Annotated in this window: 24 protein-coding genes and 1 pseudogene; 14 read left to right on the top strand and 11 right to left on the bottom strand. The window is 63.3% G+C overall.

Features of this window, described 5'->3' with window-relative positions:
* The first annotated feature begins 53 nt into the window (after positions 1-53).
* From AC1DQ3_RS21920 to AC1DQ3_RS21965, 10 genes are all read left to right on the top strand, one after another.
* Complete coding sequence (locus AC1DQ3_RS21920) at positions 54-1,262, top strand: 3-hydroxybenzoate 6-monooxygenase (RefSeq protein WP_477122259.1); 1,209 nt, start codon at positions 54-56, stop codon at positions 1,260-1,262.
* A gap of 134 nt (positions 1,263-1,396) precedes the next feature.
* A complete protein-coding gene (locus tag AC1DQ3_RS21925) occupies positions 1,397-2,737 on the top strand; it encodes an MFS transporter (RefSeq protein WP_477122260.1) in 1,341 nt (446 codons plus the stop codon).
* Between the two features lie 341 nt (positions 2,738-3,078).
* The gene (locus AC1DQ3_RS21930) at positions 3,079-4,938 is read left to right on the top strand and encodes an OPT/YSL family transporter (protein ID WP_477122261.1); all 1,860 of its coding nucleotides are present in this window, start codon (positions 3,079-3,081) and stop codon (positions 4,936-4,938) included.
* 174 nt (positions 4,939-5,112) lie between these two features.
* Positions 5,113-5,292 carry a hypothetical protein gene (locus AC1DQ3_RS21935; RefSeq protein ID WP_477122262.1) on the top strand — a complete coding sequence of 60 codons (180 nt, stop codon included), beginning with the start codon at positions 5,113-5,115 and terminating at the stop codon, positions 5,290-5,292.
* Positions 5,286-8,081: a monovalent cation/H+ antiporter subunit A gene (locus AC1DQ3_RS21940; protein ID WP_477122263.1), complete on the top strand. Its 2,796-nt coding sequence runs from the start codon at positions 5,286-5,288 to the stop codon at positions 8,079-8,081. The genes AC1DQ3_RS21935 and AC1DQ3_RS21940 overlap by 7 nt, the downstream gene beginning before the upstream one ends.
* On the top strand, positions 8,081-8,470 hold the full coding sequence (locus AC1DQ3_RS21945) for a Na+/H+ antiporter subunit C (protein ID WP_477122264.1): 390 nt from the start codon (positions 8,081-8,083) through the stop codon (positions 8,468-8,470). The genes AC1DQ3_RS21940 and AC1DQ3_RS21945 overlap by 1 nt, the downstream gene beginning before the upstream one ends.
* Before the next feature lies 1 nt (position 8,471).
* A complete protein-coding gene (locus AC1DQ3_RS21950) occupies positions 8,472-9,986 on the top strand; it encodes a monovalent cation/H+ antiporter subunit D (RefSeq protein WP_477122308.1) in 1,515 nt (504 codons plus the stop codon).
* A 4-nt stretch (positions 9,987-9,990) separates the two neighbouring features.
* A complete protein-coding gene (locus AC1DQ3_RS21955) occupies positions 9,991-10,494 on the top strand; it encodes a Na+/H+ antiporter subunit E (RefSeq protein ID WP_477122265.1) in 504 nt (167 codons plus the stop codon).
* On the top strand, positions 10,479-10,754 hold the full coding sequence (locus AC1DQ3_RS21960; RefSeq protein WP_477122266.1) for a K+/H+ antiporter subunit F: 276 nt from the start codon (positions 10,479-10,481) through the stop codon (positions 10,752-10,754). The genes AC1DQ3_RS21955 and AC1DQ3_RS21960 overlap by 16 nt, the downstream gene beginning before the upstream one ends.
* Positions 10,755-10,809: 55 nt before the next feature.
* On the top strand, positions 10,810-11,214 hold the full coding sequence (locus AC1DQ3_RS21965) for a Na+/H+ antiporter subunit G (protein WP_477122309.1): 405 nt from the start codon (positions 10,810-10,812) through the stop codon (positions 11,212-11,214).
* Between the two features lie 98 nt (positions 11,215-11,312).
* On the opposite strand, the gene AC1DQ3_RS21970 is transcribed toward AC1DQ3_RS21965, so the two are convergent.
* From AC1DQ3_RS21970 to AC1DQ3_RS22010, 9 genes are all read right to left on the bottom strand, one after another.
* A complete protein-coding gene (locus tag AC1DQ3_RS21970; protein ID WP_477122267.1) occupies positions 11,313-12,044 on the bottom strand; it encodes a helix-turn-helix transcriptional regulator in 732 nt (243 codons plus the stop codon).
* Positions 12,037-12,354, bottom strand: a complete 318-nt coding sequence (locus tag AC1DQ3_RS21975; RefSeq protein ID WP_477122268.1) for a hypothetical protein — start codon at positions 12,352-12,354, stop codon at positions 12,037-12,039. Before AC1DQ3_RS21975 ends, AC1DQ3_RS21970 begins: the two co-directional genes overlap by 8 nt.
* Positions 12,355-12,391: 37 nt before the next feature.
* Positions 12,392-14,560 (bottom strand): diguanylate cyclase domain-containing protein, encoded by a 2,169-nt coding sequence (locus tag AC1DQ3_RS21980; protein ID WP_477122269.1) that lies wholly within the window; start codon positions 14,558-14,560, stop codon positions 12,392-12,394.
* A gap of 113 nt (positions 14,561-14,673) precedes the next feature.
* Positions 14,674-14,976, bottom strand: coding sequence for a YciI family protein (locus tag AC1DQ3_RS21985; protein WP_477122270.1), 303 nt, complete (start codon positions 14,974-14,976; stop codon positions 14,674-14,676).
* Entirely contained in the window at positions 14,976-16,262 is a 1,287-nt protein-coding gene (locus AC1DQ3_RS21990; protein ID WP_477122271.1) for an MFS transporter, read from the bottom strand. Before AC1DQ3_RS21990 ends, AC1DQ3_RS21985 begins: the two co-directional genes overlap by 1 nt.
* Entirely contained in the window at positions 16,259-16,669 is a 411-nt protein-coding gene (locus tag AC1DQ3_RS21995; RefSeq protein WP_477122272.1) for a cupin domain-containing protein, read from the bottom strand. Before AC1DQ3_RS21995 ends, AC1DQ3_RS21990 begins: the two co-directional genes overlap by 4 nt.
* Before the next feature lie 12 nt (positions 16,670-16,681).
* On the bottom strand, positions 16,682-17,347 hold the full coding sequence (locus AC1DQ3_RS22000; RefSeq protein ID WP_477122273.1) for a DUF2848 domain-containing protein: 666 nt from the start codon (positions 17,345-17,347) through the stop codon (positions 16,682-16,684).
* Between the two features lie 6 nt (positions 17,348-17,353).
* Positions 17,354-18,499 (bottom strand): methionine aminotransferase, encoded by a 1,146-nt coding sequence (locus AC1DQ3_RS22005; RefSeq protein ID WP_477122274.1) that lies wholly within the window; start codon positions 18,497-18,499, stop codon positions 17,354-17,356.
* 22 nt (positions 18,500-18,521) lie between these two features.
* The gene (locus tag AC1DQ3_RS22010; protein ID WP_477122275.1) at positions 18,522-19,406 is read right to left on the bottom strand and encodes a type 2 periplasmic-binding domain-containing protein; all 885 of its coding nucleotides are present in this window, start codon (positions 19,404-19,406) and stop codon (positions 18,522-18,524) included.
* A gap of 668 nt (positions 19,407-20,074) precedes the next feature.
* On the opposite strand from AC1DQ3_RS22010, the gene mnhG reads away from it, so the two are divergent.
* Complete coding sequence (mnhG, locus tag AC1DQ3_RS22015) at positions 20,075-20,383, top strand: monovalent cation/H(+) antiporter subunit G (protein ID WP_477122276.1); 309 nt, start codon at positions 20,075-20,077, stop codon at positions 20,381-20,383.
* Here the strand turns inward: mnhG and AC1DQ3_RS22020 are convergent.
* Positions 20,380-20,697, bottom strand: coding sequence for a high-potential iron-sulfur protein (locus AC1DQ3_RS22020; RefSeq protein ID WP_477122277.1), 318 nt, complete (start codon positions 20,695-20,697; stop codon positions 20,380-20,382). The genes mnhG and AC1DQ3_RS22020 overlap by 4 nt on opposite strands.
* A gap of 352 nt (positions 20,698-21,049) precedes the next feature.
* On the opposite strand from AC1DQ3_RS22020, the gene AC1DQ3_RS22025 reads away from it, so the two are divergent.
* The gene (locus AC1DQ3_RS22025; RefSeq protein ID WP_477122278.1) at positions 21,050-21,769 is read left to right on the top strand and encodes a hypothetical protein; all 720 of its coding nucleotides are present in this window, start codon (positions 21,050-21,052) and stop codon (positions 21,767-21,769) included.
* Between the two features lie 85 nt (positions 21,770-21,854).
* On the opposite strand, the gene AC1DQ3_RS22030 is transcribed toward AC1DQ3_RS22025, so the two are convergent.
* Complete coding sequence (locus AC1DQ3_RS22030; protein WP_477122279.1) at positions 21,855-22,580, bottom strand: GntR family transcriptional regulator; 726 nt, start codon at positions 22,578-22,580, stop codon at positions 21,855-21,857.
* 296 nt (positions 22,581-22,876) lie between these two features.
* Here AC1DQ3_RS22030 and AC1DQ3_RS22035 point away from each other — a divergent pair.
* Positions 22,877-23,215: pseudogene (locus tag AC1DQ3_RS22035) on the top strand (serine--glyoxylate aminotransferase); the annotation flags it as partial.
* 131 nt (positions 23,216-23,346) lie between these two features.
* The gene (locus AC1DQ3_RS22040) at positions 23,347-26,379 is read left to right on the top strand and encodes an FAD-binding and (Fe-S)-binding domain-containing protein (protein ID WP_477122280.1); all 3,033 of its coding nucleotides are present in this window, start codon (positions 23,347-23,349) and stop codon (positions 26,377-26,379) included.
* Positions 26,380-26,386: the final 7 nt, after the last annotated feature.

Consider the following 26,386-nt stretch of genomic DNA (forward strand, 5'->3'; position numbering starts at 1 on the left):
GAAAGGGGCGCCCTGGGCGGACTTGTCCAGGGCGCGCAACCAGGGAGACCAACATGAATTCCATTCGCAGCACGGACCGCAAGGTGATCGTCGTGGGCGGCGGCATCGGCGGCCTGGCCGCAGCGCTGGCGCTGGCCCGGCAAGGCATCCGCGTCGAATTGCTGGAGCAGGCAGAGAAAATCGGCGAAATCGGCGCCGGCATCCAGCTCGGCGCCAACGCCTTTGCCGCGCTCGACGCGCTGGGCGTGGGCGAAGCCGCGCGCAAGCGCTCGGTCTTTACCGACTACCTGATGATGATGGACGCCATCGATGCCACCGAGGTGGCCAAGGTGGACGTCGGCGAGCGCTACCGCAAGCGCTTCGGCAATCCCTATGCGGTGATCCATCGCGCCGACATCCACCTGTCCATCCTGGAAGCCGTGCAGGACCACCCGCTGATCCAGTTCCGCACCGCCACCACGGTGTGCGCGCTGGAGCAGGACGAGCGCGGCGTCACCGTGGTCGACCAGCATGGCGAGCGCCACCAGGCCGACGCGGTGATCGGCTGCGACGGCGTGAAATCGGCGGTGCGCCAGGCCTTGCTGGGCGACGAGCCGCGCGTGACCGGGCACGTGGTGTACCGCGCCGTGGTCGATGTGGCGGACATGCCAGCCGACCTGCAGATCAACGCGCCGGTGGTATGGGCAGGTCCCGACTGCCACCTGGTGCATTACCCGCTGCGTGGCGGCGAGCAGTACAACCTGGTGGTGACCTTCCATAGCCGCGAGCAGGAAGTGTGGGGCGTGCGCGATGGCAGCAAGGAAGAAGTGCTGTCGTACTTCGAAGGCATCCACCCCCGTCCGCGCCAGATGCTGGACCGCCCGAGCTCCTGGCGGCGCTGGGCCACCGCGGACCGCGACCCGGTCGAGCGCTGGAGCTTTGGCCGCGCCACCATCCTGGGCGATGCCGCGCACCCGATGACGCAGTACCTCGCGCAGGGCGCCTGCCAGGCGCTGGAGGATGCCGTCACGCTGGGCGCGGCCATCGAGGCCAGCGATGGCGATTTCGAGGCGGCCTTCGCACTGTACGAGAAGGTGCGCATCCCGCGCACCGCACGGGTACTGTATTCCGCCCGCGAGATGGGCCGGCTCTACCACGCCAAGGGCGTGGAGCGGCTGGTGCGCAATTCGCTGTGGGTCGGGCGTACGCAGGAGCAGTTCTATGACGCGCTGCAATGGCTGCACGGCTGGCGCGCGGAAGACTGCCTGGGAGGGGCGCGGTAGGGCCGGCTGCAAAGCCGTAGCAGGCCGCAGCCGGAAAGGCTGGAAAGGCCGGAAAGGCCGGAAAGGCCGGAAAGGCCACCAAGGGCGAGCCGATCGCAAAGCGGCCGCCTCGACAGACAATGAAGGAGACAGCTGTGCCCACCCAACCCACTATCGGCATTACCGAATTCATCGACCGCCAGCCCTTGTCGGCGTTCCAGGTCGGGATCGTCGTGCTGTGCTTCCTGATCGTCGCCATTGACGGCTTCGATACGGCGGCCATCGGCTTTATCGCGCCGGCGATCCGCGCCGAATGGCAGCTCACCCCGGCGCACCTGGCGCCGCTGTTTGGCGCCGGGCTGGCCGGACTGATGGCGGGGGCGTTCCTGTTCGGACCCCTGGCCGACCGGTTCGGCCGCAAGAGCGTGCTGGTCTTCTGCGTGCTGTTCTTCGGCGTCGCCAGCATCGTCTCCGCCTTCTCGGGCTCGCTGTGGGGGCTGGTGGCGCTGCGCTTCCTGACCGGCCTCGGCCTGGGCGGCGCCATGCCCAACGCCATCACGCTGACCTCGGAGTATTGTCCGGGCAAGCGGCGCTCCTTCCTGGTGACGACCATGTTCTGCGGCTTCACGATCGGCTCGGCGCTGGGCGGCCTTGCCTCAGCGAACCTGATCGAGGAGCACGGCTGGCGCTCGGTGCTGCTGATGGGCGGCGTGCTGCCCTTGTTGCTGTTGCCGTTCCTGCTGTGGAAGCTGCCCGAATCCGTCCGGTACCTGTTGATGAGCGGCAAGCAGCCAGGGCGGGTTGCGGCGACGCTGCAACGGATCGCGCAGGGCGAGCCGATCGTGCCCGGCAGCATCGTGGCGGACAAGCGCGCTCCCGGCTCACCGGTGGCCCACCTTTTCAAGCCCGAACTGGTGCGTGGCACCTTGCTGCTCTGGCTCACCTTTTTCATGAGCTTGCTGGTGATCTACCTGCTCTCGAGCTGGCTGCCCACGCTGCTGCGCGCGACCGGGGTATCGCTCAAGACCGCGGCGCTGGTCACCATGATGTTCCAGGTGGGTGGCACGCTCGGCGCCATCGCGCTCGGCTGGCTGATGGATCGCGCAAACCCGCACTACGTGCTGGCGGCGACCTACACCCTGGCGGGGCTCTTTATCGCGGCCATCGGCAGCCTGACCACGGYACCGTGGCTGGCGGGACTGGCGGTGTTCGCCGCGGGGTTCTGCGTTTCCGGTTCGCAGGTCGGCGCCAACGCATTGTCCGCGGCCTACTATCCCACTGATTGCCGTGCTACCGGGGTGGCCTGGGCCAACGGGGTCGGGCGGATAGGCTCGGTGGTGGGTTCGGTCGGCGGCGGCACCATGTTGTCGATGGGCCTGACCATGCCGGCGCTGTTCATCATGGTGGGGATTCCGGCGGTGATCGCGGGTGCCACCATGCTCAGGTTCGGGCGCCATCGCGCGGGGCAGGCGCGCCGCATGGCGGTGGCCGCCTGAGGTCTGGGCCGGGCGGCTTGGCCGATTCCGTCTTGATATTTCTAATGAGAAGCATTATCATTTGAGCCTCTCGGGTTAGTGACACGATCTGAGTCAGCAAATGGGTTGCCGGACACGACATCTTGTGTCCGGTCTTTTTTTGCGGGCCGCCTTGGGCGACCGTGCGCTTCCGGCATAACGTGCCCTTGCGCACGCAGGCCTTTCTCGCGCTATCCCGCTTGCGGTAGCATCTGCCCAGCCCCGGCAAGATACGCTTTCCATTGCAGGCATGCGCTGCGCGGGCTCCGTTTGCATCAAAGCCAGGCAGCCACTGATGCGTCTGGCGCGCATGGGGGAAGCCAATGACGGCAGCCGGCAGGCCACCGCAAGACGCCGCAGTCCGTGCCGGCGAAGTGGCGTCACCGCGCCCGGGCGAAGGGCAGGCCGGCACCGGCCGGCGCTGGGCCTGGCTGCCGGAACAGGGCGGATGGCGGTACTACGCGCTGCTCGGCGCCGTCGGTGTCTTCGTGCTCGGTCCGCTGGGCGGGATCGCCGCGGCGTATATGAACTTCTCGCTCGGCTTCTTCGTGGGCGGGCAGGTCCTGGCTGGCATTCTCGGCTCCACGATGACCTACGGCTACGGCGCAGAAGGGCGCCACGGGGCGAACTATATCCAGACCATCGCCTCGTCGGTGGCCGGCATGAGCGGCATGGCCGTGGTGGTCCAGGCGATGACCTGGATGGGCCTGCCCGAGCCGCCGCTGTGGCAACTGATGCTGTACATGCTTTGCGTCGGCATGTTCGGTGTTGGCGTGGGCATGCTGTACACGCCTATCCTGGTCGACCGCCTGCAGCTCACCTTTCCCTCCGGCCTCGCGGTCGCCAATATCCTGCGCGCCCTGACCGATCCGGTGCTGCTCAGGCAGTCGGTGTCGCGCCTGGCCGGGGGTACGGTGCTGGGCATCGTTGGCGGCATCGGCGCAGCCCGCATCGAGCGGCTTGCCGCCATCGACCTGTCGGCGTCCACCTTCGGCGCCGGCATGATCGTCGGCGCGCGCATCGGCCTTGCCGCGCTGGTTGCCGGGCTGGCGAGCTGGGCGCTGATCCCGTTCTTTATCTCGATCGGCTGGCTTGCGCCGGGCGAGCCGTTTCGCAAGATCACCTTCCTGATTGCGCTCGGCATGATCATGGGCGCGGCGCTGATCGATATCACGTTGATCCTGTCCAGGGCATTTCGGCAGGGACGGCGCTTGCGTGGCGGCAGCATGCCCCGGCAGGCGGCACCAGCGCAGGGCAGCCAGTGGCGGCTGGCGGCATGGGTGCTGTTCTGGGGAGCCGCCATCGTGGCGGTCGGCACCGGACTGCTCCACCAGCCAGCGGGATATCTGTTGCTGGCGGTGCTGCTGGTATTCGTGTTCGCCATGGTGAACGGCATCTCGGTCGGCATGGTCGACCAGAACCCGATTTCCTCCGCCTTCGTGCTGTCCGTGATCCTGATGGCAGCGCTTGGCTTGCGCGACCCGCAAGTGGGCCTGATCGCGGCGACGGTGCTGCTGGTCTCGACCAGCGAGGCGTGCGATATGCAGCAGGACCGCTCCACCGGCTGGCGGCTAGGGACCAACCGCACCTTGCAGTTTCGCTTCCAGGTGGCCGGCATTGTCGCCGGCGCGGTGCTGGCGGTGCTGTTCGCCAGGCTGTTCATGCGCGCCTATCCTGAACTGGCGCTGGACCAGACCGTGCTTGCCGCCAGCGATCAGCCGCATCGCTGGGCCTCGGCCATGACGTACAAGATCGTCGGCGCATTGCGCGGCCTGACCGACGACCTGCCGCATCAGCGCACGGCGGTGGCGCTCGGCATTGCCCTTGGCCTGGCTACGGCGCTGCTGCGCTTGCTGGTCAAATCGGGCGCGCGCTATCAGCGCTTCATCCAGGGCGGCAGGGTTGGACGCATGACGGATTTCCTGCTGGATACCGTTGTGCTGCCGTCGCCTTACGCATCCTCCTTTGGCGGATTCGTCAACCTTCCCACCTCCGCCTGGTTTGCGCTGGGCGGGGTGGTGGCCAGTGTGCTCAATAGCTCGCCAAGGCCGCAGGGCACGCCCGATTCCTTGCCCGAGGACATGAGCACGACGTCGCTGGTGGGTGGCGGGCTGATTGCGGGCGATGCGCTGGCGGCGGTAGGGCTCGGCGTCGCCGGTCTGGTTTTCACGGCTCTGGGTTAGCCTGCTTGCCGGCGCAAGGGTGCCGAAGGCCGGCGGCGGCGGGCAGATTGGCCGGGGCGATGTGTTGTCCCTGTGTGCAAATTGAACTAGAGTCGCCAGAGCCAGCCTGGCGTCGGTCGCGGACCGGCGTTATTTGCGGATCGTGACGCACATCGGATAAGAGGTGGTAGCGCGATGACAGTTGTGTTGCTTGCAGCAGATGGGTCGCCCGGCAGCGAGGCGGCAGCGGCGAGTCTGGTGACGCAGCCCCTGTTCGCGCCGCCGCTGGTGGCGCATGTCATCCATGTCTCGCCCGCCGCGGACGGCTTGTCCGGCACCATCGCTGGCCCGGCGCCCGGAGACGCCGGATGTTGACGGTCTGGCTGATTGCGCTTCCGCTGATCGCCGCGGTGCTGATGCCGCTGGCCCGGCGTCTGGCCGCTTGCCTGGCCGTGCCCATCGTGGTGGCCGCCCCGCTCGCCGGCCTGGGGCTGCTGCTCAGTGCGCGGGGCCAGGTGTTCGAGGGCGGCGCCATCGTCTGGCGGCAGCCCTGGATCGAGGACATCGGGCTGAGCCTCAGCCTGCGGCTGGACGGGCTGGCCTATGTGTTCTCGCTGCTGGTGCTGGGCATCGGCCTGCTGGTCATACTCTATGCGCGCTATTACCTGCCGCGCAGCGAATCCACCATCCGTTTCTTCGCCTTGCTGCTGCTGTTCATGGCGGCGATGCTCGGTGTCGTCCTGTCCGGCAACCTGCTGCTGCTGGCGGTGTTCTGGGAGATGACCAGCATCGTGTCGTTCCTGCTGATCGGCTTCTGGTCCTATCGCTCGGATGCGCGCAAGGGTGCGCGCATGGCCCTGACGGTGACCGGCGGGGGCGGGCTGGCCTTGCTGGCCGGCGTGCTGCTGCTCGGCCATATCTGCGGCAGCATGGAATTGTCCGACGTGCTGGCACAGGCCGGCACGGTGCAGCTGCACCCGCTGTATCCGCTGATGCTGTCCCTGATCCTGCTGGCTGCCTTTACCAAATCGGCGCAGTTTCCCTTCAGTTTCTGGCTGCCGCATGCCATGGCAGCGCCCACACCGGTCTCGGCGTACCTGCATTCCGCCACCATGGTCAAGGCCGGGGTCTTCCTGCTGGCCCGTTTCTATCCGGTGCTGGACGGCACCAACTGGTGGTTCTACCTAGTCAGCCTCACCGGCCTGGCCACGCTGGTGACCGGCGCCGCCATGGCCTTGTGGCAGCGCGACCTGAAGGGCTTGCTGGCGTATTCCACCATCAGCCATCTCGGCCTGATCACGCTGCTGTTCGGGCTGGACACGCAGTTGAGCACGGTGGCCGCGCTGTTCCACATCCTCAACCATGCGGTGTTCAAGGCGTCGCTCTTCATGGCGGCCGGCATCATCGACCATGAGACCGGCACGCGCGACCTGCAGCGGCTGCGAGGCCTGCGCCGCTACATGCCGCACACCGCGCTGCTGGCCATCGTGGCCTCTCTGTCGATGGCGGGCGTGCCGCTGTTCAATGGATTCCTGAGCAAGGAGATGTTCTTTGGCGAGACCCTGGCGCAAGGCCTGCTGGGCGACTTCAACTGGATCATCCCGGCCACGGCGACCGTTGCCGGGGCGCTGACGGTGGCGTACTCGCTGCGGTTTATCTACGGCGTGTTCTTCGACGGCAAGCCGCACGACCTGCCGAACTATCCGCCGCACGAGCCACCGCGTTCCATGAAGATCCCGGTGGAGGTGCTGGTCGCCATCTGCCTGGTGGTGGGGCTGTTCCCGGCGTATACCGTGGGCCCCTTGCTCGCGGCCGCCGCCCTGGCCACGCTGGGCGGGCCGCTGCCGGCGTACAGCCTGAGCCTGTGGCATGGCGTCAACCTGCCGTTGGCGATGAGCTTGATCTCGATGGTCTGCGGCTCGGTGTATTTCTTCTTCCGCCGCGATGCCTTCCATCGCCATCACGCGCGCCTGGTCCGCCTGAACGCGCGCGATGCCTTCGAGGCCGGCATCGGCTGGCTGGCGCGGGCGGCCGGCCGCATGACCGGCGCGTTCGAGAATGGCTCGCTGCAAGGCTACCTGGCGTGGCTGCTGGCCGCCATGCTGCTGATTCCCGCCACGTTCCTGGCGGATCTCGACACGCTGGCCGGCCCGGTGCCGTCCAGCCCGCTCGACGCCATGACGGTGGCGGGCATGGTCCTGCTGGGTCTGTCGGCGATCTGCGTGGTGCTCGCCCGCAGGCAACGGCTGAACGCGCTGATCCTGCTGAGCGTTTGTGGGCTGCTGGTTGCGCTGGCGTTTACGCGCTTTTCCGCCCCCGACCTGGCGCTGACGCAGATCTCGGTCGAAGTCGTCACGATCCTGTTGCTGGTGCTGGCCTTGTACTTTCTTCCCGTCGACCGGCCCGACGCATCCTCGGTGGCCCGGCGTGTCCGCGATGCCTGCCTTGCCCTGGGCAGCGGCGGCTTGCTTGCCGTCCTGGCCTACGCCGTGATGACCCGGCCCTACGATCCGATTTCCGCCTTTTTCCTGGCCAACAGCGTTGAAGGTGGCGGCGGCCACAACGCGGTCAACGTGATCCTGGTGGATTTCCGCGGCTTCGATACGCTTGGCGAGATCTGCGTGCTGCTGGTCGCCGGCCTCGGGGTGCAGGCCTTGCTCAAGGGCATGCGCCTGGCACCGCCGCAGGCGGGCCCCAACGGGCTGCCGTGGTCGAGCGAGACCCATCCCTTGCTGCTCGCCGTCCTGGCCCGGCTGATGTTGCCGCTGACCATGCTGGTGGCGGTCTTCGTGCTGCTGCGCGGGCACAACCTGCCGGGCGGCGGCTTTATCGCCGCGCTGATCACGGCGGTGGCCTTGCTGCTGCAGTATGTCGCCAGCGGCGTGCTCTGGACCGAGGCGCGCATCGGGCTGAACTACCGCGCGCTGGCCGGCGGCGGCATCCTGGTGGCCGGGCTGACCGGCCTGGGCAGCTGGGCGTTCGGCTTCCCGTTCCTGACGACGGCCTTCGGGCATTTCCACCTGCCGGTGCTGGGAGAAATCGAACTGGCCACCGCCATGATCTTCGACCTCGGCGCCTATTTCACGGTGGTGGGCACGACCTTGCTGATCGTGTCGCACCTTGGCGTGCGCGACAAGCGCGTCCATGCGCGGGAGGATGCCTGATGGAAGCCGCCTACGCCGGCATGGTCGGCATCCTGATGGCCTGTGGCATCTACCTGCTGCTGCGCGCGCGCACGTTCCCGGTGGTGCTGGGGCTGGCGCTGGTCTCGTATGCCGTGAGCCTGTTCCTGCTGAGCATGGGCCGCCTGTCCACCGGCCGTCCGCCGATTATCGCCAGCGGGGCGCGGTATGCCGATCCGCTGCCGCAGGCGCTGGTGCTGACGGCCATCGTCATCGGCTTTGCCATGACCGCATTCGCCGTCGTGCTGGCGCTGCGCTCGCTCGGCATCACGGGCAGCGACCACGTGAACGGCAAGGAAGCAGGCGGAGCGGAGCATGCCAGCCCGCAGGCCCGTGGCACCGGCGCAAACGAGGCCGCCAATGAACCCTAGCCTGTCTTTGCCGGTCCTCCTGCCCGTTCTGTTGCCGATGTTTGCCGGCGGCGCGCTGGTGGCCATGCCGGCGCGCTGGCGCCGGACCCAGCGGGTGCTGAATACCGCCGCCGCGCTGCTGCTGTTGCCGGTGGCGGCCTGCCTGGTCCAGGCAGCCGCCACCGGGGTCATCGCGGTCTATCGCATCGGCAACTGGCCGGCACCGTTCGGCATCGTGCTCCAGCTCGACCGGCTCGGCGCCCTGATGCTGCTGCTGACAGCCGTGCTGGGCGCGGCTGCCGTGGTAGCCGCGGGCAGGGGAGACGCACGGCTGGGGCGGCATTTCCACGCCCTGTTCCAGTTCCAGCTGATGGGGCTCAATGGCGCGTTCCTGGCGGGCGACCTGTTCAACCTCTTCGTCTTCTTCGAGATCCTGCTGATCGCCTCCTATGCCCTGCTTTTGCATGGCGGCGGGCGCGCGCGGATCGGCGCCGGGCTGCATTACGTCATGCTGAACCTGGCGGGCTCGGCCTTTTTCCTGATTGCGCTCGGTGTGCTGTACGGGTTGAGCGGCACCTTGAACATGGCGCATATGGGCATCCGGCTGGCCGGCCTGCCCGCCGCGGATGTGCCCCTGGCCACGGCGGCGGGGGCCATGCTGATGCTGGTCTTCGCGCTCAAGGCGGCGCTGTTCCCCTTGACCTTCTGGCTGCCGAAGGCCTACGCCAGCGCCACGGGCTCGGCCGCCGCGCTGTTCGCCATCATGACCAAGGTGGGCATCTACGCGATCCTGCGCTGCGCCGCGCTGGTCTTCGGCGCGCCCGACGGGATGCTGGCAGCATTCCTGCATGACTGGGTCTGGTGGCTCGCGCTGGCCACCATGGCATTTGGCGCGCTCGGGGCGCTCGCCGCTCCGAACCTGAGAATGCTGACCGGCTACCTCGTGCTGGCATCGGTCGGGCTGCTGGCCGCCAGCGTGTCGATGCAGACGGCGCAAAGCTGGGCGGGCGCGCTGTATTACCTGCTCAGCACGACGCTGTGCACGGCGGCGCTGTTCCTGCTGGCGGATGCGCTGGAGCCAGCGCCGGCATCCGCCTCGGCGCGGCAACCGGTCGTCCGTGGCTCGCGGCTGGCCGGCGCGCTGTTCCTGGTCGCGGCACTGGCGGCGATCGGCCTGCCGCCGCTGTCCGGGTTTGTCGGCAAGGTCATGGTGATGCGCAGCGCGCCGCTGCCGGCAGCGGCCGTGTTGTGGCCGGGCATCCTGCTATCCAGCCTCGCCCTGCTGATCGCCGTGAGCCGCACCGGCACTCGCCTGTTGTGGCAGTTGCCCCAGGAGCACGATCCCGGGCGCCATGGCGCTTGCCAGCGTGTCGCCCCGGATGGATGGAAGCTGGGTTGCTGCGCCTTCCTGCTGGCCTGCAGCGTTGCGCTGGTTGTGTTCGCGCAACCACTGAGCCAGTACCTGGCGGACACTGTCGCCCAGTTGTTCGATAGCGCGGCATACGTGCGCGCGGTGCTGCCGGCCGGGGGGAGCTAGCGCCATGGTCAAACGCTTGTTTCCGCATCCGTGGCTCAGCCTGGCGCTGCTTGCGATATGGCTGCTGCTGGCAAACGGGGTGTCGCCCGCCAACTGGGCGCTGGGTGCCTTTTTCGCCTGGGCCATTGCGCTGCGGGTCGGCAGCCGGCTGTGGCTGCATCCGATGCGGCTGGCCCGTCCCGGCCTGATGCTGCGGCTGGCGGTGCATGTACTGATCGACATCGTGGTGGCCAATGTCGAGGTGGCCTTGCTGGTACTGGGGCCGGCGTCGCGGATGCGCCCGAGCTTTATCCAGGTGCCGATCGAGGTCGAGCACGAACTGGCGCTGACCGCGCTGATCAGCATCGTGTCGCTCACCCCGGGCACCCTGTGCGCCGAACTCAGCGATGACCGCCGCCGGTTGCTGCTCCACGTGCTGGATCTTGACGATGAAGCCAGGCTGATCGCGCTGATCAAATCGCGCTATGAAGCGCCGCTACGGGAGATATTCGAATGCTTGCCGTCGTAATGCCGATATCGCTGGCGATCCTCGGGATCGCCTGCCTGCTGGCCTTTGTCCGCCTGCTGCGCGGCCCGGGCCTGCCCGACCGCATCGTCGCGCTCGATACGCTCAATATCAATGCCATTGCGCTGATCATGGTGTTCGGCATCCGGCTGCGCTCGGAACTGTTCTTCGAGATTGCCCTGCTGATCGCGGTGATGGGTTTCATCGGCACCGTCGCCCTGACCAAGTATCTGCAACGCGGCGACATCATCGAACTCAAGTGATCGCACCGATCCGCACCGATCCGTTAACCGGCACCCGGGAGTCCCCATGGACACGATGAACCCCATCGCGGAATTCGCCATCTGCGCGCTGCTGCTGGTCGGCAGCGTCGTTACCCTGGTCGGTGCCATCGGGCTATTCCGGCTGCCGGACTTCTACATGCGCCTGCACGGGCCGACCAAATCCACCACGCTGGGCGTCGGTGGCGTCGTGGTGGCTTCGGTGGTGTTCTTCAGCAGCCAGGGCAATGGCCTGAGCCTGCATGAGCTGTTGATCACCGCCTTCCTCTTCCTGACGGCGCCAATCAGCGCCCATATGCTGGCCAAGTCGGCGATGCAGCAACGGTTGCCTGTCGACCCGCGCACGCGCGGGCGCCCGTGGGAGGCGCAAGACAGGGAGCGCAGCGAGCCGCGCGGGCAGGGCGCGGAACCGGCATCGCCCGGGAATGCTCCCGGGCACTGAGCGCGCCCGCGCCCCTGATTGACAGAGCATCCCTTTGCCCCCCGCGCCCTGCGGCGAGGGCGTGGTCGAAAAGCCGCCACTTCCTCGAGAATCGCTGATCACAGTAAATCAAATTGTTGCGCCAAGCGCGCGGCTTCGCTGATTCGGTTGACGCCAAATTTCTCATTAACCCTCGAGTACATCGAATAAACGCTGGCCACGGACAGTCCCAGGCTTCTAGCAACCTCTTGCGCCGGATCCCCGGCGAGCACGAGTCGAAGTGCACACAAATCGCGCTCGTCGAGCCCGAATTTTTCGATCATTGATTTATGTTGAGCCAGCATGCGCACATCCAAGAGCGTCATCGCTATTGCACGCAATATCGCTTGCCATTCGAAAAGCCGTATCTCGCCGCCATGTTCCACCTCGATGTCGTTCGCGACGTGCAGGACGCCAAGCAGCGAAGTCGCACGCGAGTGGGACGGAATGACAAGGTTGCTGCGAAACCCATATTGGCGCGCGGTCGCTTGCATCTCCTGCTGTCCGCCGCTTGCTATAGGAATGGCACTACCAAGCGCAGGGGATGCATTAAAACGTGCATAGTGAAAATACGGATCATTGCTATACCAGTGACGGTGTTGGTAGATCTGAATCCACTCGGAATTGCAACCAACAAGGAACCGGTAACCTGAAGCAAATCCCTTCGCATCGAGGCTGAAGGTGCTGAATATAAACGATGGAATTTGCAGTTTCCAGAATATATCTCGCAGGCGCGGGTGGAGTTCCATATCGTGCGTACACGCACTCAAGGCGTTCACTTTCGCCAGTACGTCATCGAGACCTTCACGCATCCTCTCTCCCGAGGCCTTTCGGGACGTCCACCTCCCATCGTCCCAATAGTTGTCTAACCCTCTCCTGGATCACACTGTAGTGCCACTCGAGTTGCATGAAATACGGATCGGCTGTGACATAGTTAAAGAGACCCGTAATCTCGTCGACCCAGATGGAGTGTGTGAACGTAGCGCCATCGGCCTGTGTAAGCTCGCGCTCCAGCAGCATCAGGGTATCAAATACAAGCAGGCGCAACGCCACCCGTTCGCGGCCGATAATCAGATCGACTTCATATACAAGATCTGCCTCACTTCTCATGGACAGATTCATCCAGAAAAATCATGGAGCACCATTTCCAGCTCCCGCCTCATGAACCTGCCGCCCCTGTGGTCGGGACCGCATCCTGTCCGGCAAGGGAAGCGTCAAGCGACCTGATTACATACACCAACGGGCTGTGATCTGCATCCGCAGACGGCTCCAGTGCTTCCAGCAACACCATCCGGCCAGATTGCGTGACACGCTCAATCACGGCTGCCAATAGATCAGTGAATGTCGGGCACTGATGAATCACCACACCAAGGAACAGCCTCTTCTCCAGTAGAGCAAACGATGCAAATCCACCGGAAAATCCGTGAAGCATCAAGCCCACTCCAGCCGTGGCCAGTTCGTTCGCACGCGTTTCCGCGAGAACCGGCTCGTCAAGAAAGGCACATTCTGGAACCTCTAATACCAGCGTCTCTGGCGCTATCTCAAACTCTCTGGCGAGAGAGCGAACTGTGGACGCGCAGTCATTCATGAGGAACTGCTCTTTGCCCAGCCGGTAAGTCAATCTGGCTGATGTCCTGTCGCCTTGCCACCCAGCTATTGTGAGGCACATCTGCAGCAAGGTATGCTCGGTGATAAGCCCCAGCAATCCGTTCTCTCTCGTAACAGAGATCAATTCGTCAACCGGGACCAGGTTATCTGTCTTACTTAAAATTGTAGGCATCGCCCGGTAGCCCCAAATAGCTCCCCCGGACAAGTTGCGGATACAACAGAAGCCAAGCTCGAGACCGCCATCGCTCAGCATCGCACGAAGATGCTGCTCGGCCTCCACAGTACGGCGCCCATCCTCACGCATTTCGTTTGAAAAAAGCAGCCACGCTGTCTTTTGTGTGATCTTCATTTGCGACTTTGCCGAGTACATGGCTTCGTCCGCTTCACGTAATAGCGTTGAAGCGCCATCGCCAGTGCGGGCATGGACGGAAATGCCGATGCTTGCGCGAATGCTGAAGACGTTTCCCCTCAAAGTGACCGGCGTGTCGAAGATGGAATTGATCTTGCCGAGCGCCGTCCTCATGACCGGATACACGTCGTCAACCGTCTCCCCGGCTGTTAGAATCGCAACGAACTCGTCTCCGCCAAAGCGCCCAAGAATGCTGGAAGGCAGCCCATCCTGGAGGCGAGCGGCAATCTTCTCGAGTAGTTGGTCTCCGGCTTCGTGGCCGAGCGAATCATTGACCTGGCTAAGGTTACCGAGGTCTATGTAGACAACGGCGAGCTGGTTCAAGCGCACCTGCTTCGCAAGCATCTCCTCCAGGTGAGCCAACACCCCGTAACGATTCCAAAGTCCGGTGAGCGCGTCCGTCTTGGAGAGCGTCCGGAGGCGGTTTCGGCTTCTGGACAAGCGGTGAACGAGCAGCAGAATTGCGGCGACGAAGGCGACAAAGAGAAGCGAAAATGCAGCTGTGCCGGCGAGATAGATTTCCCGCATTCTCGTGTAAGGCACCATCGCATCGGCGCGGCTCAGCGAGATCTCGACTACCAGCGGATAGCCTGGCACCGGGCGTCGTGCGACTATCTGTTGCTCCTGATCTTGCTTTGTGTTTCTGGTCGCGCGCTCGGTTTCGCCGTCCGACAGCCGGGTGCCATCTTCCAAAAAGACGGTTGCAGTATCACCTTTGCCCAAATCGGCAACATTGGAGAACTCGCGAGTCAGATATTGACGGTCCTCGGAAACGACAACGACGCCAGCGAAGCTTCCCCCCCGTCCGTCCAAGCGGCGTGTCAACTGGATTGTCCATATCCCCGAGACGCGGCCCAGCATCGGCTTGCTGATATAAAGCCCTCGCACATCGGGCTTCCGATGCACGGAAAAGTGCTGCCGGTCGGCGATATATATGCCTTCGGCATAAGGGATGGTGCTTTGAAGAATACGGCCCGTGAAGTCGACAACGGAAACCTGAGCTGCGGTCGCACGTGAAAAGAATCCCTCCTCCTGCAATGCCTCCAGATTGATCGATGCCGGGTTCAGTTCGAACTCTCGCTTCACCACCAGCGCAATCACGTCGATGTCGTGAATTGTGGTTGCCGTGTGCTGGGCCAGAGCATCCGCCAGCAAGTCTGCCTTGGTTTGAGTCGCCTGCAAGATGTCGGCACTTTCTACGGAAAGCCGGAGGAGTACACCAGTCCACAAAGCGACGAGTACCAGCACGCCTATGGCTGGAATGACAAATACGCTGCGGAACAGCCGCTTTATGAAAGAAGGCTCTGCCATGGGTTGTCGACGGTACGGTTCACGCTAGGGCGATTCTAAAAGCGGGGCTGAACGGTAAGGTGCTGTTCAGCCCTGCTCGTCAGGACATCGTGCACAGGCCAAAACGCTGCCCGTCATCGAGGTACCGGAAAGCCCTTACGCTGCTCCCAGAGGTTCTGAAACGGGCGAATGCTCATGCTTGAATAAAGTCCCGCAGCCGTATATGGCTCGGCCTGGATGAAGGCTTCGGCCTCCTCAGAAGAGCCGAAATCGAGTACAAGCAGGCTGCCGACCGGGGTAACTCCGTCACCGCCGAGCAGCGGTCCGGCAAATGCAAACCGGTCCGCGAACTTTGCGAGATACTCCCGATGTGCCGGCCTGAGTGTTTCTCGCAAGTCCGTGCCGGGTGAATCGATGTTGTAAAAAGTGTAAAGCACTATGCAGCCCTCTCCACGTAGATGCTCTTTCCGCGAGTTTCAACAAGACACAGGCCTGCGACCACGCCTGCCGCGGAGATCGCCGCGAGTAGGCCAATGGAATAGGTCATGCCTTGCAGCCCAAAGCGGTCGATCAGTGCGCCAATTACCGGTTGGAGGATCCCCGCGGCCATGAACATGCTGGTATTGGTGACACCAATCGCCATGCCTGCGGAACTCGGAGCGTTTACCTCTTTCGCGATCGCCCAGATGAGCGTGTAGCTAGTCGACGCGATACCCTGCAGCGCGAAGACCACATAGGTTTCCCCCGGAAACGCCTTCATCGATCCCAGCATTGGCCACCATGAGGCCAGGTAAAGGAGGGCGAGCGACAAAAGGAGTCCTTTGCGATTGCCCAGACGATCGGAAGCCCTGCCAAGAAAGAGCGCCGTGAACGCGTGGCACAGGATCATGACAAGCACGTGTGCCGTGGCCTCAGCTCTCGTCAGTCCAATGAATTTGACGAGATACGGTACTGCCCAGAGACTCGTGAAGGTGAAGAAGGTACCGCAAATCCCGAAGCCAACCAGGAAGCACGGCCATGTCCTTGGGTTCGTCACGACAGCGGACAACTGCAGCACCCATGAGCCGCTGGCCGGGGAAGCCGGGGCATGGGACGGACCATCCGGATGCTCGATACCAAGGTCGGAAGGCTTGTTTCGCACAAAGAGCGCAATGAGCACACCAGCAACCAGCGTCAGAACACCGATCCCACCAATGATGAGCCGCCAGCTCACCACCTGCGCCATCATTTGCAATGGCGTAGTCGACAATATTGACCCTAGATTGCCGAAGAGCAGAGTCAAGCCGCTCAGGGTCGCAAACTGTCGCGAGGAGAACCACGATGCATTCAGCCGAAGCAGTGCTACGAACGGAATAGCCGAACCGAATCCGATCAGGCCACGCCCGATGTAGGCAACGTCGACAGTATGCGCACTCGCAAAGATCAAGGCGCCGAGTGCAGCCACAAAGCAACCGACCGCCAGCAGCAGCCTCGGGCCAATCGTGTCGGCGATGATACCCGTCGGAATCTGCATGACCATCACGACGAAAAAAAACACGGCCGCTATCGACCCCAGTTCCGTGCTGGTTGCCGAGAATGCGGCTTGGAGTTCCATTGATAGCGCCGCGGGGGCCACACGGTGGAAGAATGACACCATGTAGGCGACGATGGTGAGCCAGAATGCCGTCCACTGCGCCAGCCGGAGCCGCCGCTGCTCCCTTTCTTGCATAGGTAGCTTCATCATCCCGCGATCGTGCCGGATGCCATTGCCACCACGAAATCCCTGGCGTAGTAATGGATCTCGAGCAACATGCAACCCTTTTCAGACTTGAACGGCCCATGAAATGCACCGGGTGGCCGGCACGCATAGGTATTCGGACCAAAGGGCGTTCCGCCGTTCCCGCTGGCATCGTTCCCGACCGTCAGGTCACCCTGCACGAGATAGACCTCTTCCCAATATTCGTGCACAAACGGTGCGGTCGTATAGATTCCCGGAGCGAAGCGAAGTAGCCGGGTTCTGCTACCCGTACTGGTCTCAGGTGAAAGCGACCCGCAGAGAATTTTTTCCTCGATTCCCTCGGGATACCCTGGAGGGACACTCCAGCCTTCGTTCAGGTCCGGAGAAACAAACTCAAGATGAGGCTTCAGCAAGGTATCCTCCTATCAGATAACTTTGATTTGGTATGCACAGGTAAGCGTTCTGCCAAGCACTGGGTCGTGGAGTTCGGCGCGAAAGGCGTGCGCGCCGCTCACGGCGCCGCTGACCGGAACAGTGCCGCCAAAGAGTAGGTGACCGTGCCGGAACGGCATTTCGATCTTGGAGAGCAACTGCCGGGGATGCAGCAGCGTCGACACAGCTCCATCCTGATACAGTCGCTCGACGCCATCGGTTGTCGCAAAGCTTCTCAGCAGCAGCCGATCCCAGTGCGCTTCGACTTCGTCGAAGCGCCAGCAGTCCCGACTCACTGGCTTCGCGCAAACCTGCTTCGAAAGGGCGACATCATGTCTCTCCAGCGCGCGATCGGTGTGGTCCGAGCCAACGGCAACATATAACTGCTCATCCACGTTGAAGAGGCAGAACTCCACTTCTCCACTTGATTGGTCTCCGATCGCTTCAATGGCGGGCCCAGTGGTCAACAGACTGCTCGCTACACGATAGAGTGTGGGGACCTGCTTCGGTGGGGGCACACCAATGGCCGCGAGCTCATCGATATGATGCTGGATGGACGACGGATCTCTGCCTGTCCACCCAGCAATCGTGAATACCTCCGCAACCAGTTTCATGGTTCTGGTCGAACCACCCTGTTCATTGAATTCAAGCGTGTTCATCGCTGTTTAGATATTGCGCAGAATGGCCGTTGCCGCGTCGAGTGTTTTCTCTTCCTTCGCAAAGCAGAACCGCAGGAGTCTTGACTTGGCATACTGCGGACCGAACCCTGATATGGGAACGGCGGCGACACCATGCGTCTCGATGAGTTCCCTGGCAAACTCGACATCTGGCAGATCGGAGATGGCCGAGTAATCGACCAGTTGAAAGTACCCTCCGCCACTGGATTTGAACGAGAAGCGGGAGTCCATCAGCCCTTCTTGAAACCGGTCACGTTTTCTGCGAAACATTTCGGGAAGATTGCGATATGTTCCGTCATTCAGCACCGCTGCCATTGCCTGTTGCAATGGAGTTGATGCCGCATACGTATCAAATTGCAGGACCTTGCGTATTTCGTTAGTCAGTGACGCGGCACCGATGGCATAGCCGATTCGCCACCCCGTCACGTGCATCATCTTGCCGAGCGAGCCAACAACAATCGTGCGCTTACGAAGCCGCTCATTCGATAATGCCGTAATGTGTTCCTGTTCAAAGACAATGTTGTGATAGACCTCGTCGCTGAGCACAAGTAGGTTGTTCCTATCCGCAAGTTCAGCAAGTCGACTGACGTCGGCAACCGTCCAGCAACGCCCGGAAGGGTTGTGAGGACTATTCACGATGATCATCCGCGTACGAGGCGACACGGACGCTTCGACTTCATCCCAGTCGATTTCAAAGTCCGGCGCCTTTAGGCCCACGCAGACCGGCACCGCACCCGCGAGAAGAATGGCAGGTACGTATGACTCGAACGCCGGGGAGAGAAAGATGACTTCCTCGCCAGCGTGAACGAGACTGCCGATACTTGCCGAGATTGCCTGAGTGGCACCCGTAGTGATAGTGATTTCAGTTTCGGACGAGAGCTCGATTCCGTACAGGAGCCAAACCATTTGTGCGATGGAATGCCGCAAAGCCTCCGACCCCTCAGGGAGACCGTATTGGTTGTAGTTTCCCCTGACAGCCTCGCTCAGGGCGTCCAGCAATCGTGGGTCCGGTGCGAAGTCAGGAAACCCTTGCGACAGATTCACAGCGTCGTGCTTTTTCGCAGCTCGTGCCATGTCGGCAAAGATAGAGCCTTTGATGTGGGAAAGCCTTGAAACGGAAACAATCGAGGACATAGCCGGGTTCATAGTTGATAGATCATGCAATCGGGACAAGAATGCCGGCAAGCGCGTGCTCTGCTATCAGCCGTCGCCGAACGAGTTCCATTTTTCTTTCCAGCCGTCCAGCGGCATTGCTTGGAAACGCTTCGATCTGAACACCATGTTGTTGCATCTCCATTAGGTTGGTCGTTTCGCGTTTTTCCTGCTGCGTGAAGTACCTGGCCTGGACCTCGCGTCCGGCCCATTTCAGCGCGCGCTGCCATCGTCGCGGCATTGCGTCAAAGCGCGAATCACGCACGATGAGAAAGCAAAGTGGCGTGCTGTAAGCAAGTGGAAGGTAGTGGCTGAAGTATTGCGAGAGCAGAATTCCTGCCCTACCATCCCCGGAAGAGAGCACGGCGTTGAATTTGCCTCGATCGAGTGCAGCAGGCAACTGGGAAAACGGAAGTTGGACAGCCATACATCCCAATGACGAGAACACTTTGCTGGACAGCGAGTCGTACGTTCGAACTCGGCAGCTTCCAGTATCCGCTTCGCTCCCGATTGCGCGCGAAACCCACAGACCTGTTGGGGGCATCGGCACAGATGCTAGTAGACGAAAGCCCTCACGATGCAAGCAATCCTCGAAGATGCGACGAAACCGGCTCGCATCCTCTTCTGCATCTCCCCACCCGTCACCTCGAAAAATAGCCGCAAGCTCAAATTGCCTTGCATATTGAGATAGTGAGGCTCCAAAGACCGCTCCGCCATCAAAAGCAACATCTGACTCGGCACACGTACCCAGTACTGACTTAGGGGTTTCGAGAAATGTATCGATCACCAAGTCAGTACCAATTTCGTCCTGAACTAACGTAGCCAACGCAGTCATTGCCTCACTGGGCAGCGCGCCACTGGGATACTCCGTTGCAAATTTCAAGTGCATGGTTGCCTCTGTTGGCATAAATGCGGATTTGAGGCAATGGAGTTTATTAGGTACTCCCGCAGAAATCACCACGCCCGTTTACCATTGACATGAAATAAAATTAGTGATTGCAATATTTTTGTTGCAATTGACATGCTCATGTCTTGGGGGGAGGTGGGTGCCCCCTTTCGTCGTACTGAGAAAAACCGGCCGCACGCGCCGCACGCGCGCCAAAAACGCCTTGAGATCATCACTGTGAGCTTCGTTGGCGTACTCGAAGGTTGAAATAATGGCTATGCGGATCAGCGGTGATACTGGGCTGATTTTTTGACTCGGATCGACATTGATATAAACATCATTTAAATCAGTATTTATTATAAAAATCATCGATGTTTATATTTTTGTTGACATCCGTTGGTACTGGACAACGGAATGTGAATTTTTTGTAAACGATCGAGAATAGGCGCCTGGCGTATGCCACGGCGCTGGCGCTCATCACACAGATGTCGCCGGCAGCCCGGGGGCACATCCTGCTCAACGGACACTACACCTTCCAGAAGGAGCGGCAAGATGATTGACCTGGGAGCGCCCCAGGCAGGACTGGAACTGGGGAGAGGCAAATTTCGGCGGTTGCGGCGTACAACCCCTGAAAGCGGGATCTCGTCGGGCTGGTCAACAGCCCCGAGCCGGTGTCAGGGGGCCTGCAAGACCCTGCTCACGAAGTCAGCGTCTTTAGCCTGGTCGGTGCCATCGGGCTATTCCGGCTGCCGGATTTCTACATGCGCCTGCATGGGCCGACCAAATCCACCACGCTGGGCGTCGGTGGCGTCGTGGTGGCTTCGGTGGTGTTCTTCAGCAGCCAGGGCAATGGCCTGAGCCTGCATGAGCTGTTGATCACCGCCTTGCTCTTCCTGACGGCGCCAGGCAGGGCGCGGAACCGGCATCGCCCGGGAATGCTCCCGGGCACTGAGCGCGCCCGCGCGGCCTTCCCGCCTTAACCCTGCTCCCACGCGCCGCACCAGCCGGCGGCAGCCACCTGCTTGTCGCCGAACAGCACGCAAGCGCCCGTCGACGGGCCGGTACCTTCCTGGAACAGCTGGCAATTGGCACAGGTCTGGCTGGCTGCATGGCTGGGGTATTTCGCCTGGTCGACTTTGCGGGTATCCGCCTTGTAGCCTAGCTTGACTGCCTGCGGATCCTTCTCATCGAGCGTGGCCCCGGCGGCGTTGGCGTCTTGCGATGGCGCAGCAACCGTCAGGCCTGCGATCACGGCTACCGGCATTGTCTTCAGGAATTGACGGCGGGTCGACATGCGGCTTCCTTTTCTGTAGACACTGGAGACTGCCGGACCCGACAACGCCACCGGCAGCGGAGCGCGCCGCGCCTTGCTGCCCGGTGGGTAGGCCGCTGCTTTTGTGGGATGTCGGCGCCTGGCTGGTGGGGATTGTGGCACAGCAGCCATTGCCTCGCCTATCCGCTGCGGTACAAGCCAGATTGCGGCAAGGCGCTACGAGGCTCGACCAGGCAGGACAAAGCGGCGTGGCCCGGGATAATCGTGGCCCTGCTGCCTGGCCTATGGCAAACTCGGCGCTACCGTTTTTGCCGCCGGCGGGTTTGCCGCCGGCCCGCCAACCCCACGCCATCCACCATCCACCATCACGCCCATGACCGCTCCCACCAACACCGATACTCTCCGCCAGGCGTTGCAGGAACCGCTGCCGCTGCAACTGTCGCCCTTGATGGGCCCGGACTTCGCCGGGGCGGGCGAGGGCGAGCGCTTCGCCATCTATACCGAGCCGCCGGAAGCATCCGGACGCGACGAGGTGCTGGCAGCCCTGCGTGCCCGGCTCGATGCGCAAGCCGGTGCACCACTGGCCGAGGGCGACCAGCCCGCATCCGGCGAAGTGCTTGCCAGCGAGGACTGGGAGCCCGGACAGGCGTTCGAGATGGACATGGACAGCGACGAGGTCTGCGGCCAGGTCCTCTTCTACCGGCTGATCCTCGCGCGCGACCTGGACCCGGCAGGCTATTGCGCGTTCGAAATCAACGCCGATGAAACCGGCGTGATCTTCGTCACCCTGGTCGAGTCGTGGATTCCTCCGCAATACAGGGAACTCGGGCTGGAACACGGTTTCGTGCTGCAGATGGCCAATGCCGTCCACGGCTTGCTGGCTGACCTGGATGCCCGGCTGCGGGCCGCGGGCGAGCGCAGCGCGTCGCTCGAAGTGTTGCTGGGGCTGGAGCAATCGTCCGCTGCGGGCGCCGCGCTGCTGCAGTCGCTGGCCGCGACGCTGCAGGACTGGACCGCCGGTGGCGCCGGGCGCGAGCCCTTGGGCATTACCAGCGTCCGTGTCTCGGTGCTGCCCGCCAGTTCGGCGGATTGAGGGTTTCGGAGGCAACGTACGTTGTCTGCGCAGAGCCCGGCGCCCTGCAAACATCACAATGACAGGGTCGCGCGACGTCTGGGCGTCAGGCGTTAGGTGTGGGCGGATCGCCGATGGGATCCGGATGCATCTGCATGATAGCGTCGCGCTTTTCCAGCAGATGCCGCTTGAGAATCGCGCCGAGCAGCTTGCCGTCACGCGCTTCCAGCGCCTTGATCATGTCCTCGTGATCGTGCACGGCGCGGTCCCACTTGTCGGTCTGGTAATTCGATCGGAAGCGCAGCGCTTTCAGGCGCCGGTTGATGTTCTGGTAGGTCTGGCGCAGCGTGCCATTGCGCGCCGCCGCGTTGATCCGGTCGTGGATTTCCTGATTGCGGCTGTAGTAGCCGGGCAGGTCGTTCTGCACCCGGCAGGCCAGCATCGAGTAATGCAGCGCCTTGATCTCCGCCAGTTCGGCCGGCGTAATGCGCTCGCACGCCAGCTCGCCCGAAAACGCCTCCAGGCCGCTCATCAGTTCGAAGGTCTCCCACACTTCCGACTCCGTCATGCGCGAGACGCTGGCGCCCCGGTTGGGAGAAATCTCGATCAGGCCTTCCGCCGCCAGCACCTTGAACGCCTCGCGCAGCGGCGTGCGCGAAATGCCGAGCGTCTCGCACAGCTCTCGCTCGTTGAGCTTCATGCCTGCGGATAGCACGCCTTCCACGATGAATTTGCGCAGGTGCTCGACCACCGTGTCGTGAAGCCGTTGCCGTTCGACTTTGGGGAGGACCGGCGCAGGGCGGGAGAGGTCGTCGCCAACTGGATTCTGCATACAAAATCCTTATCTTTGCGTTTTCCGCATTTTACTGCATCTCCTGCCCGGCGCCCGGGATCGGGGTAAACCCTGTTTAACCCGAAACAGTACTTGGAGATTGCCCGCCACGCCTGCTAAAGTATTTTGAATGCAAAATGCATAATATACAAAAAAGAGACAAACCCATGCTCAAACTCGGCTTCCACCCTGCCGGCCGCCACTTCCTCCAGATCCCGTGCCCGAGCCCCGTGCCCGAGCGCATCCTGCGCGCGATGAGCTATCCGACCATCGACCATCGCGGTCCGGAGTTCGGCGCGCTGGGCCGCAAGGTCCTGGCCGATATCAAGAAGATCTTCAAGACCGCGCAGCCGGTGATCATGATGCCGGACGGCGTGGATGCCGACGCGGTGCGCAAGCACATCTACGAACGCTTCGACATGTCGCTGGGCCAGGCGCTGGGAAAGATGCGCGGCAAGATGTTCCGCATCGGGCATCTCGGCGATTGCAACGACCTGACCCTGATGGCCACCCTGTCCGGTTGCGAGATGGGCCTGAAGCTTGCCGGCGTGCCGGTGGCAGCCAGCGGGGTCGTGGCGGCGATGGAGTACCTGGTCTCGCACGCGCACACGCCAGTGCTGAAGGCCGCGGCCTGAGCCGGCAACGGAAGGCCGCTCGGCAGGCGCACGCCGGCTTTCCTGAGCAGCAGCAAGTGCAAACAGGCGCTCGCCAGCCGGCTGGCGCGTGCAGACGCGGCATCGATATCCACAAGCCCCGCTAGAAATCCATGAACAATTCCTCCTCCTCCCTGCTGGTCAAGCCGATCCACCTCGTGCCGTCGCACAGCCGCGCCAGCTCGCCGCTGTCGGCACGCCTGCGCAAGGAACTGCGCGGCGATGTGCTATTCGACCGGGCCAGCCGGGGCCGCTACGCTACCGATGCGTCGATCTATCAGATCACGCCCATCGGCGTGGTGGTGCCGCGCGACCAGGCCGACCTGTTGCTGGCGCTGGAGATCGCCCGCGACGAAAAGGCCCCGGTGCTGGCGCGCGGCGCCGGCACCAGCCAGTGCGGCCAGACCGTGGGCGAGGCGCTGGTGATCGACAACAGCAAGTGGCTGAACAACGTGGTGGATTTCGACCCCGTGGCCCGTACCGTCACGGTCGAACCTGGCATCGTGCTCGACCACCTCAATGCCTGGCTCAAGCCGCATGGCCTGTGGTTTCCGGTGGATGTATCGACCGGAGCCCAATGCACCATTGGTGGCATGGCCGGCAACAACTCATGCGGCTCGCGCTCCATCGAGTATGGCAACATGGTGCACAACGTGCTGGGCATCGACGCCGTGCTGGCCGACGGCGGCCAGTGCCATTTGGGCTCGCTGAAGGCGCCCGTTGCCGACACGCGCGTACAGGGCATCCTGCAAGGCCTGCAGCGCATCGCCACCCGCGAGCGCGAGGAAATCGCCGAGCGCATGCCCAAGGTGCTGCGCCGCGTGGCCGGCTACAACATCGACCTGTTCGCATGCCAGAACCCGCGTGCCTATACCGACGACGGCTACGCCAACCTCTCGCACATCCTGGTGGGATCGGAAGGCACGCTGGCCTATAGCCGGCAGCTCACGCTGAAGCTCTCGCCGCTGCCGCAACACAAGGTGCTGGGCGTGGTGAACTTCCCCACGTTCTACCAGGCGATGGACATGACGCAGCATATCGTCAAGCTCAAGCCGGTCGCGGTGGAACTCGTGGACCGCACCATGATCGACCTGTCGATGGAGAACCCGGCGTTCCGCCCGGTGATCGAGCAGGCCTTGTCCGGCGCGCCGCAGGCCATCCTGCTGGTCGAGTTCGCGGGCGAGGAGCACAGCGCATTGCTGGCGCAACTCGACGACCTCGCGACGCTGATGAGCGACCTGGGCCTGCCGGGTTCCGTGGTCATGATGCCCGAGGCCAAAGCCCAGAAGGCCCTGTGGGATGTGCGCAAGGCCGGCCTGAACATCATGATGAGCATGAGGGGCGACGGCAAGCCGGTCTCCTTCATCGAGGATTGCGCGGTGCCGCTGGAGCACCTGGCCGAGTACACGCGCCGGCTTACCGCCGTGTTCCACAAGCACGAGACCGAAGGCACGTGGTACGCCCATGCCAGCGTGGGCACGCTGCATGTGCGCCCGATCCTGGACATGCGGCGCGACGGTGCGGCGCGCATGCGCGAGATCGCCGAGGAAGCGGCCGCGCTGGTGCGCGAGTACAAGGGTGCCTATTCCGGCGAGCACGGCGATGGGCTGTGCCGGGGCGAGTGGGTGGCCTGGCAGTACGGGCCGCGCATCAACACCGCCTTCGGCGAGATCAAGGCCCTGTTCGACCCGGACAACCGCTTCAACCCGGACAAGATCGTGCGGCCGCCGAAGATGGACGCGCGGGAGAACTTCCGCTTTGCGCCGGGCTACGCGGCGCTGCCGCTCACGCCGGCACTCGACTGGTCGGCCTGGAATGTGACCCGCAACCCGTTGACCGGCGAGGAGACGGCACCGGGCACGGGCAGCGACCGCGCGGGCGGGCTCGCCGCCGCGGTGGAGATGTGCAACAACAACGGCCATTGCCGTAAGTTCGACGCGGGCACCATGTGCCCGAGCTATCGCGTGACCAAGGACGAGCAGCACGTCACGCGGGGCCGCGCCAATACGCTACGGCTGGCGGTCTCCGGCCAGTTGGGCGATGACGGCCTGGCCAGCGCGGAGGTCAAGGCAGCCCTGGACTTGTGCGTCTCCTGCAAGGGCTGCAAGCGCGACTGCCCGACGGGCGTCGATATGGCGAAGTTCAAGATCGAGGCGCGCCATGCCTGGACCAGGCGGCACGGCATCAGCCTGCGCGAGCGCATGGTGGCCTTCGTGCCGCGCTATGCGCCGGTCGCCAGCCGGTTTTCGGCGCTGCTCGCGCTGGCCGACAGCATTCCCGGCATCTCCGGCGCGATCAAGCGCGCGATGGGATTCGCGCCGCAGCGCTCGCTGCCGCGCTTCAAGGCATCGTTCCTGTCGAAGGCCAGGACCGACGGCCAAGCCACGCCGGGCCGCGAAGTCATGCTGTTCGTCGACACCTTCAGCAACTATATGGAGCCCGAGAACGCGCGGGCGGCGCAGCAAGTGCTGGAAGCCGCAGGCTATACGGTGCGCTTCAACACCCGCGAGGGCGAGCGCCCCCTGTGTTGCGGCCGCACCTTCCTCACGGCAGGGCTGGTGGACGAGGCCAAGGCGGAAGCGCGGCGCCTGCTGGACGCCGTCAAGCCCTATGTCGACCGCAACGTCCCGATCGTTGGGCTGGAGCCGTCGTGCCTGCTGTCCCTGCGCGACGAGTTCCTGAACTACGGCTATGGCGAAGAGGCAAGGAAGCTGGCCGCCCAGGCTTTCCTGTTCGAGGAATTCCTGGTACGGGAGAAGCAGGCAGGGCGCCTCGCGCTCGATCTGGATGCGCTGCAGGCCAGCGAAGCCCTGGTACACGGCCACTGCCACCAGAAGGCCTTCGATGCCTTCACCCCGGTGCAGACCGTGCTGGGCTGGATCCCCGGCCTGAAGGTATCGCCGGTGGAATCCTCCTGCTGCGGCATGGCGGGCAGCTTCGGCTACGAGGCCGAGCACTACGAGGCATCGAAAGCCATGGCGGAACTCTCGCTGCTGCCGGCGGTGCGCCAGCACGCGGGCAACGCCCTGGTGGTCGCCGACGGCACCAGCTGCCGCCACCAGATCCTGGACGGCGCGGACACCGAGGCGGTGCACGTGGCACGCGTGCTGGCCATGGCGCTGAAGCGCAGCGGACCACGCGCCTGAGCCGCCG

The organism is Cupriavidus sp. 01T418 (genome assembly GCF_056398885.1).

Coding starts and splice junctions, on each gene's coding strand:
- AC1DQ3_RS21955 (WP_477122265.1), top strand. CDS start 9,991: ATGGTCAAACGCTTGTTTCCGCATCCGTGGCTCAGCCTGGCGCTGCTT.
- AC1DQ3_RS22010 (WP_477122275.1), bottom strand. CDS start 19,406: ATGCACTTGAAATTTGCAACGGAGTATCCCAGTGGCGCGCTGCCCAGT.
- AC1DQ3_RS21920 (WP_477122259.1), top strand. CDS start 54: ATGAATTCCATTCGCAGCACGGACCGCAAGGTGATCGTCGTGGGCGGC.
- AC1DQ3_RS21945 (WP_477122264.1), top strand. CDS start 8,081: ATGGAAGCCGCCTACGCCGGCATGGTCGGCATCCTGATGGCCTGTGGC.
- AC1DQ3_RS21930 (WP_477122261.1), top strand. CDS start 3,079: ATGACGGCAGCCGGCAGGCCACCGCAAGACGCCGCAGTCCGTGCCGGC.
- AC1DQ3_RS22020 (WP_477122277.1), bottom strand. CDS start 20,697: ATGTCGACCCGCCGTCAATTCCTGAAGACAATGCCGGTAGCCGTGATC.
- AC1DQ3_RS22005 (WP_477122274.1), bottom strand. CDS start 18,499: ATGTCCTCGATTGTTTCCGTTTCAAGGCTTTCCCACATCAAAGGCTCT.
- AC1DQ3_RS21975 (WP_477122268.1), bottom strand. CDS start 12,354: ATGAATCTGTCCATGAGAAGTGAGGCAGATCTTGTATATGAAGTCGAT.
- AC1DQ3_RS21935 (WP_477122262.1), top strand. CDS start 5,113: ATGACAGTTGTGTTGCTTGCAGCAGATGGGTCGCCCGGCAGCGAGGCG.
- AC1DQ3_RS21990 (WP_477122271.1), bottom strand. CDS start 16,262: ATGATGAAGCTACCTATGCAAGAAAGGGAGCAGCGGCGGCTCCGGCTG.
- AC1DQ3_RS22030 (WP_477122279.1), bottom strand. CDS start 22,580: ATGCAGAATCCAGTTGGCGACGACCTCTCCCGCCCTGCGCCGGTCCTC.
- AC1DQ3_RS22025 (WP_477122278.1), top strand. CDS start 21,050: ATGACCGCTCCCACCAACACCGATACTCTCCGCCAGGCGTTGCAGGAA.
- AC1DQ3_RS21980 (WP_477122269.1), bottom strand. CDS start 14,560: ATGGCAGAGCCTTCTTTCATAAAGCGGCTGTTCCGCAGCGTATTTGTC.
- AC1DQ3_RS21965 (WP_477122309.1), top strand. CDS start 10,810: ATGAACCCCATCGCGGAATTCGCCATCTGCGCGCTGCTGCTGGTCGGC.
- AC1DQ3_RS21940 (WP_477122263.1), top strand. CDS start 5,286: ATGTTGACGGTCTGGCTGATTGCGCTTCCGCTGATCGCCGCGGTGCTG.
- AC1DQ3_RS21970 (WP_477122267.1), bottom strand. CDS start 12,044: ATGCGTGAAGGTCTCGATGACGTACTGGCGAAAGTGAACGCCTTGAGT.
- AC1DQ3_RS21960 (WP_477122266.1), top strand. CDS start 10,479: ATGCTTGCCGTCGTAATGCCGATATCGCTGGCGATCCTCGGGATCGCC.
- AC1DQ3_RS22040 (WP_477122280.1), top strand. CDS start 23,347: ATGAACAATTCCTCCTCCTCCCTGCTGGTCAAGCCGATCCACCTCGTG.
- AC1DQ3_RS22000 (WP_477122273.1), bottom strand. CDS start 17,347: ATGAACACGCTTGAATTCAATGAACAGGGTGGTTCGACCAGAACCATG.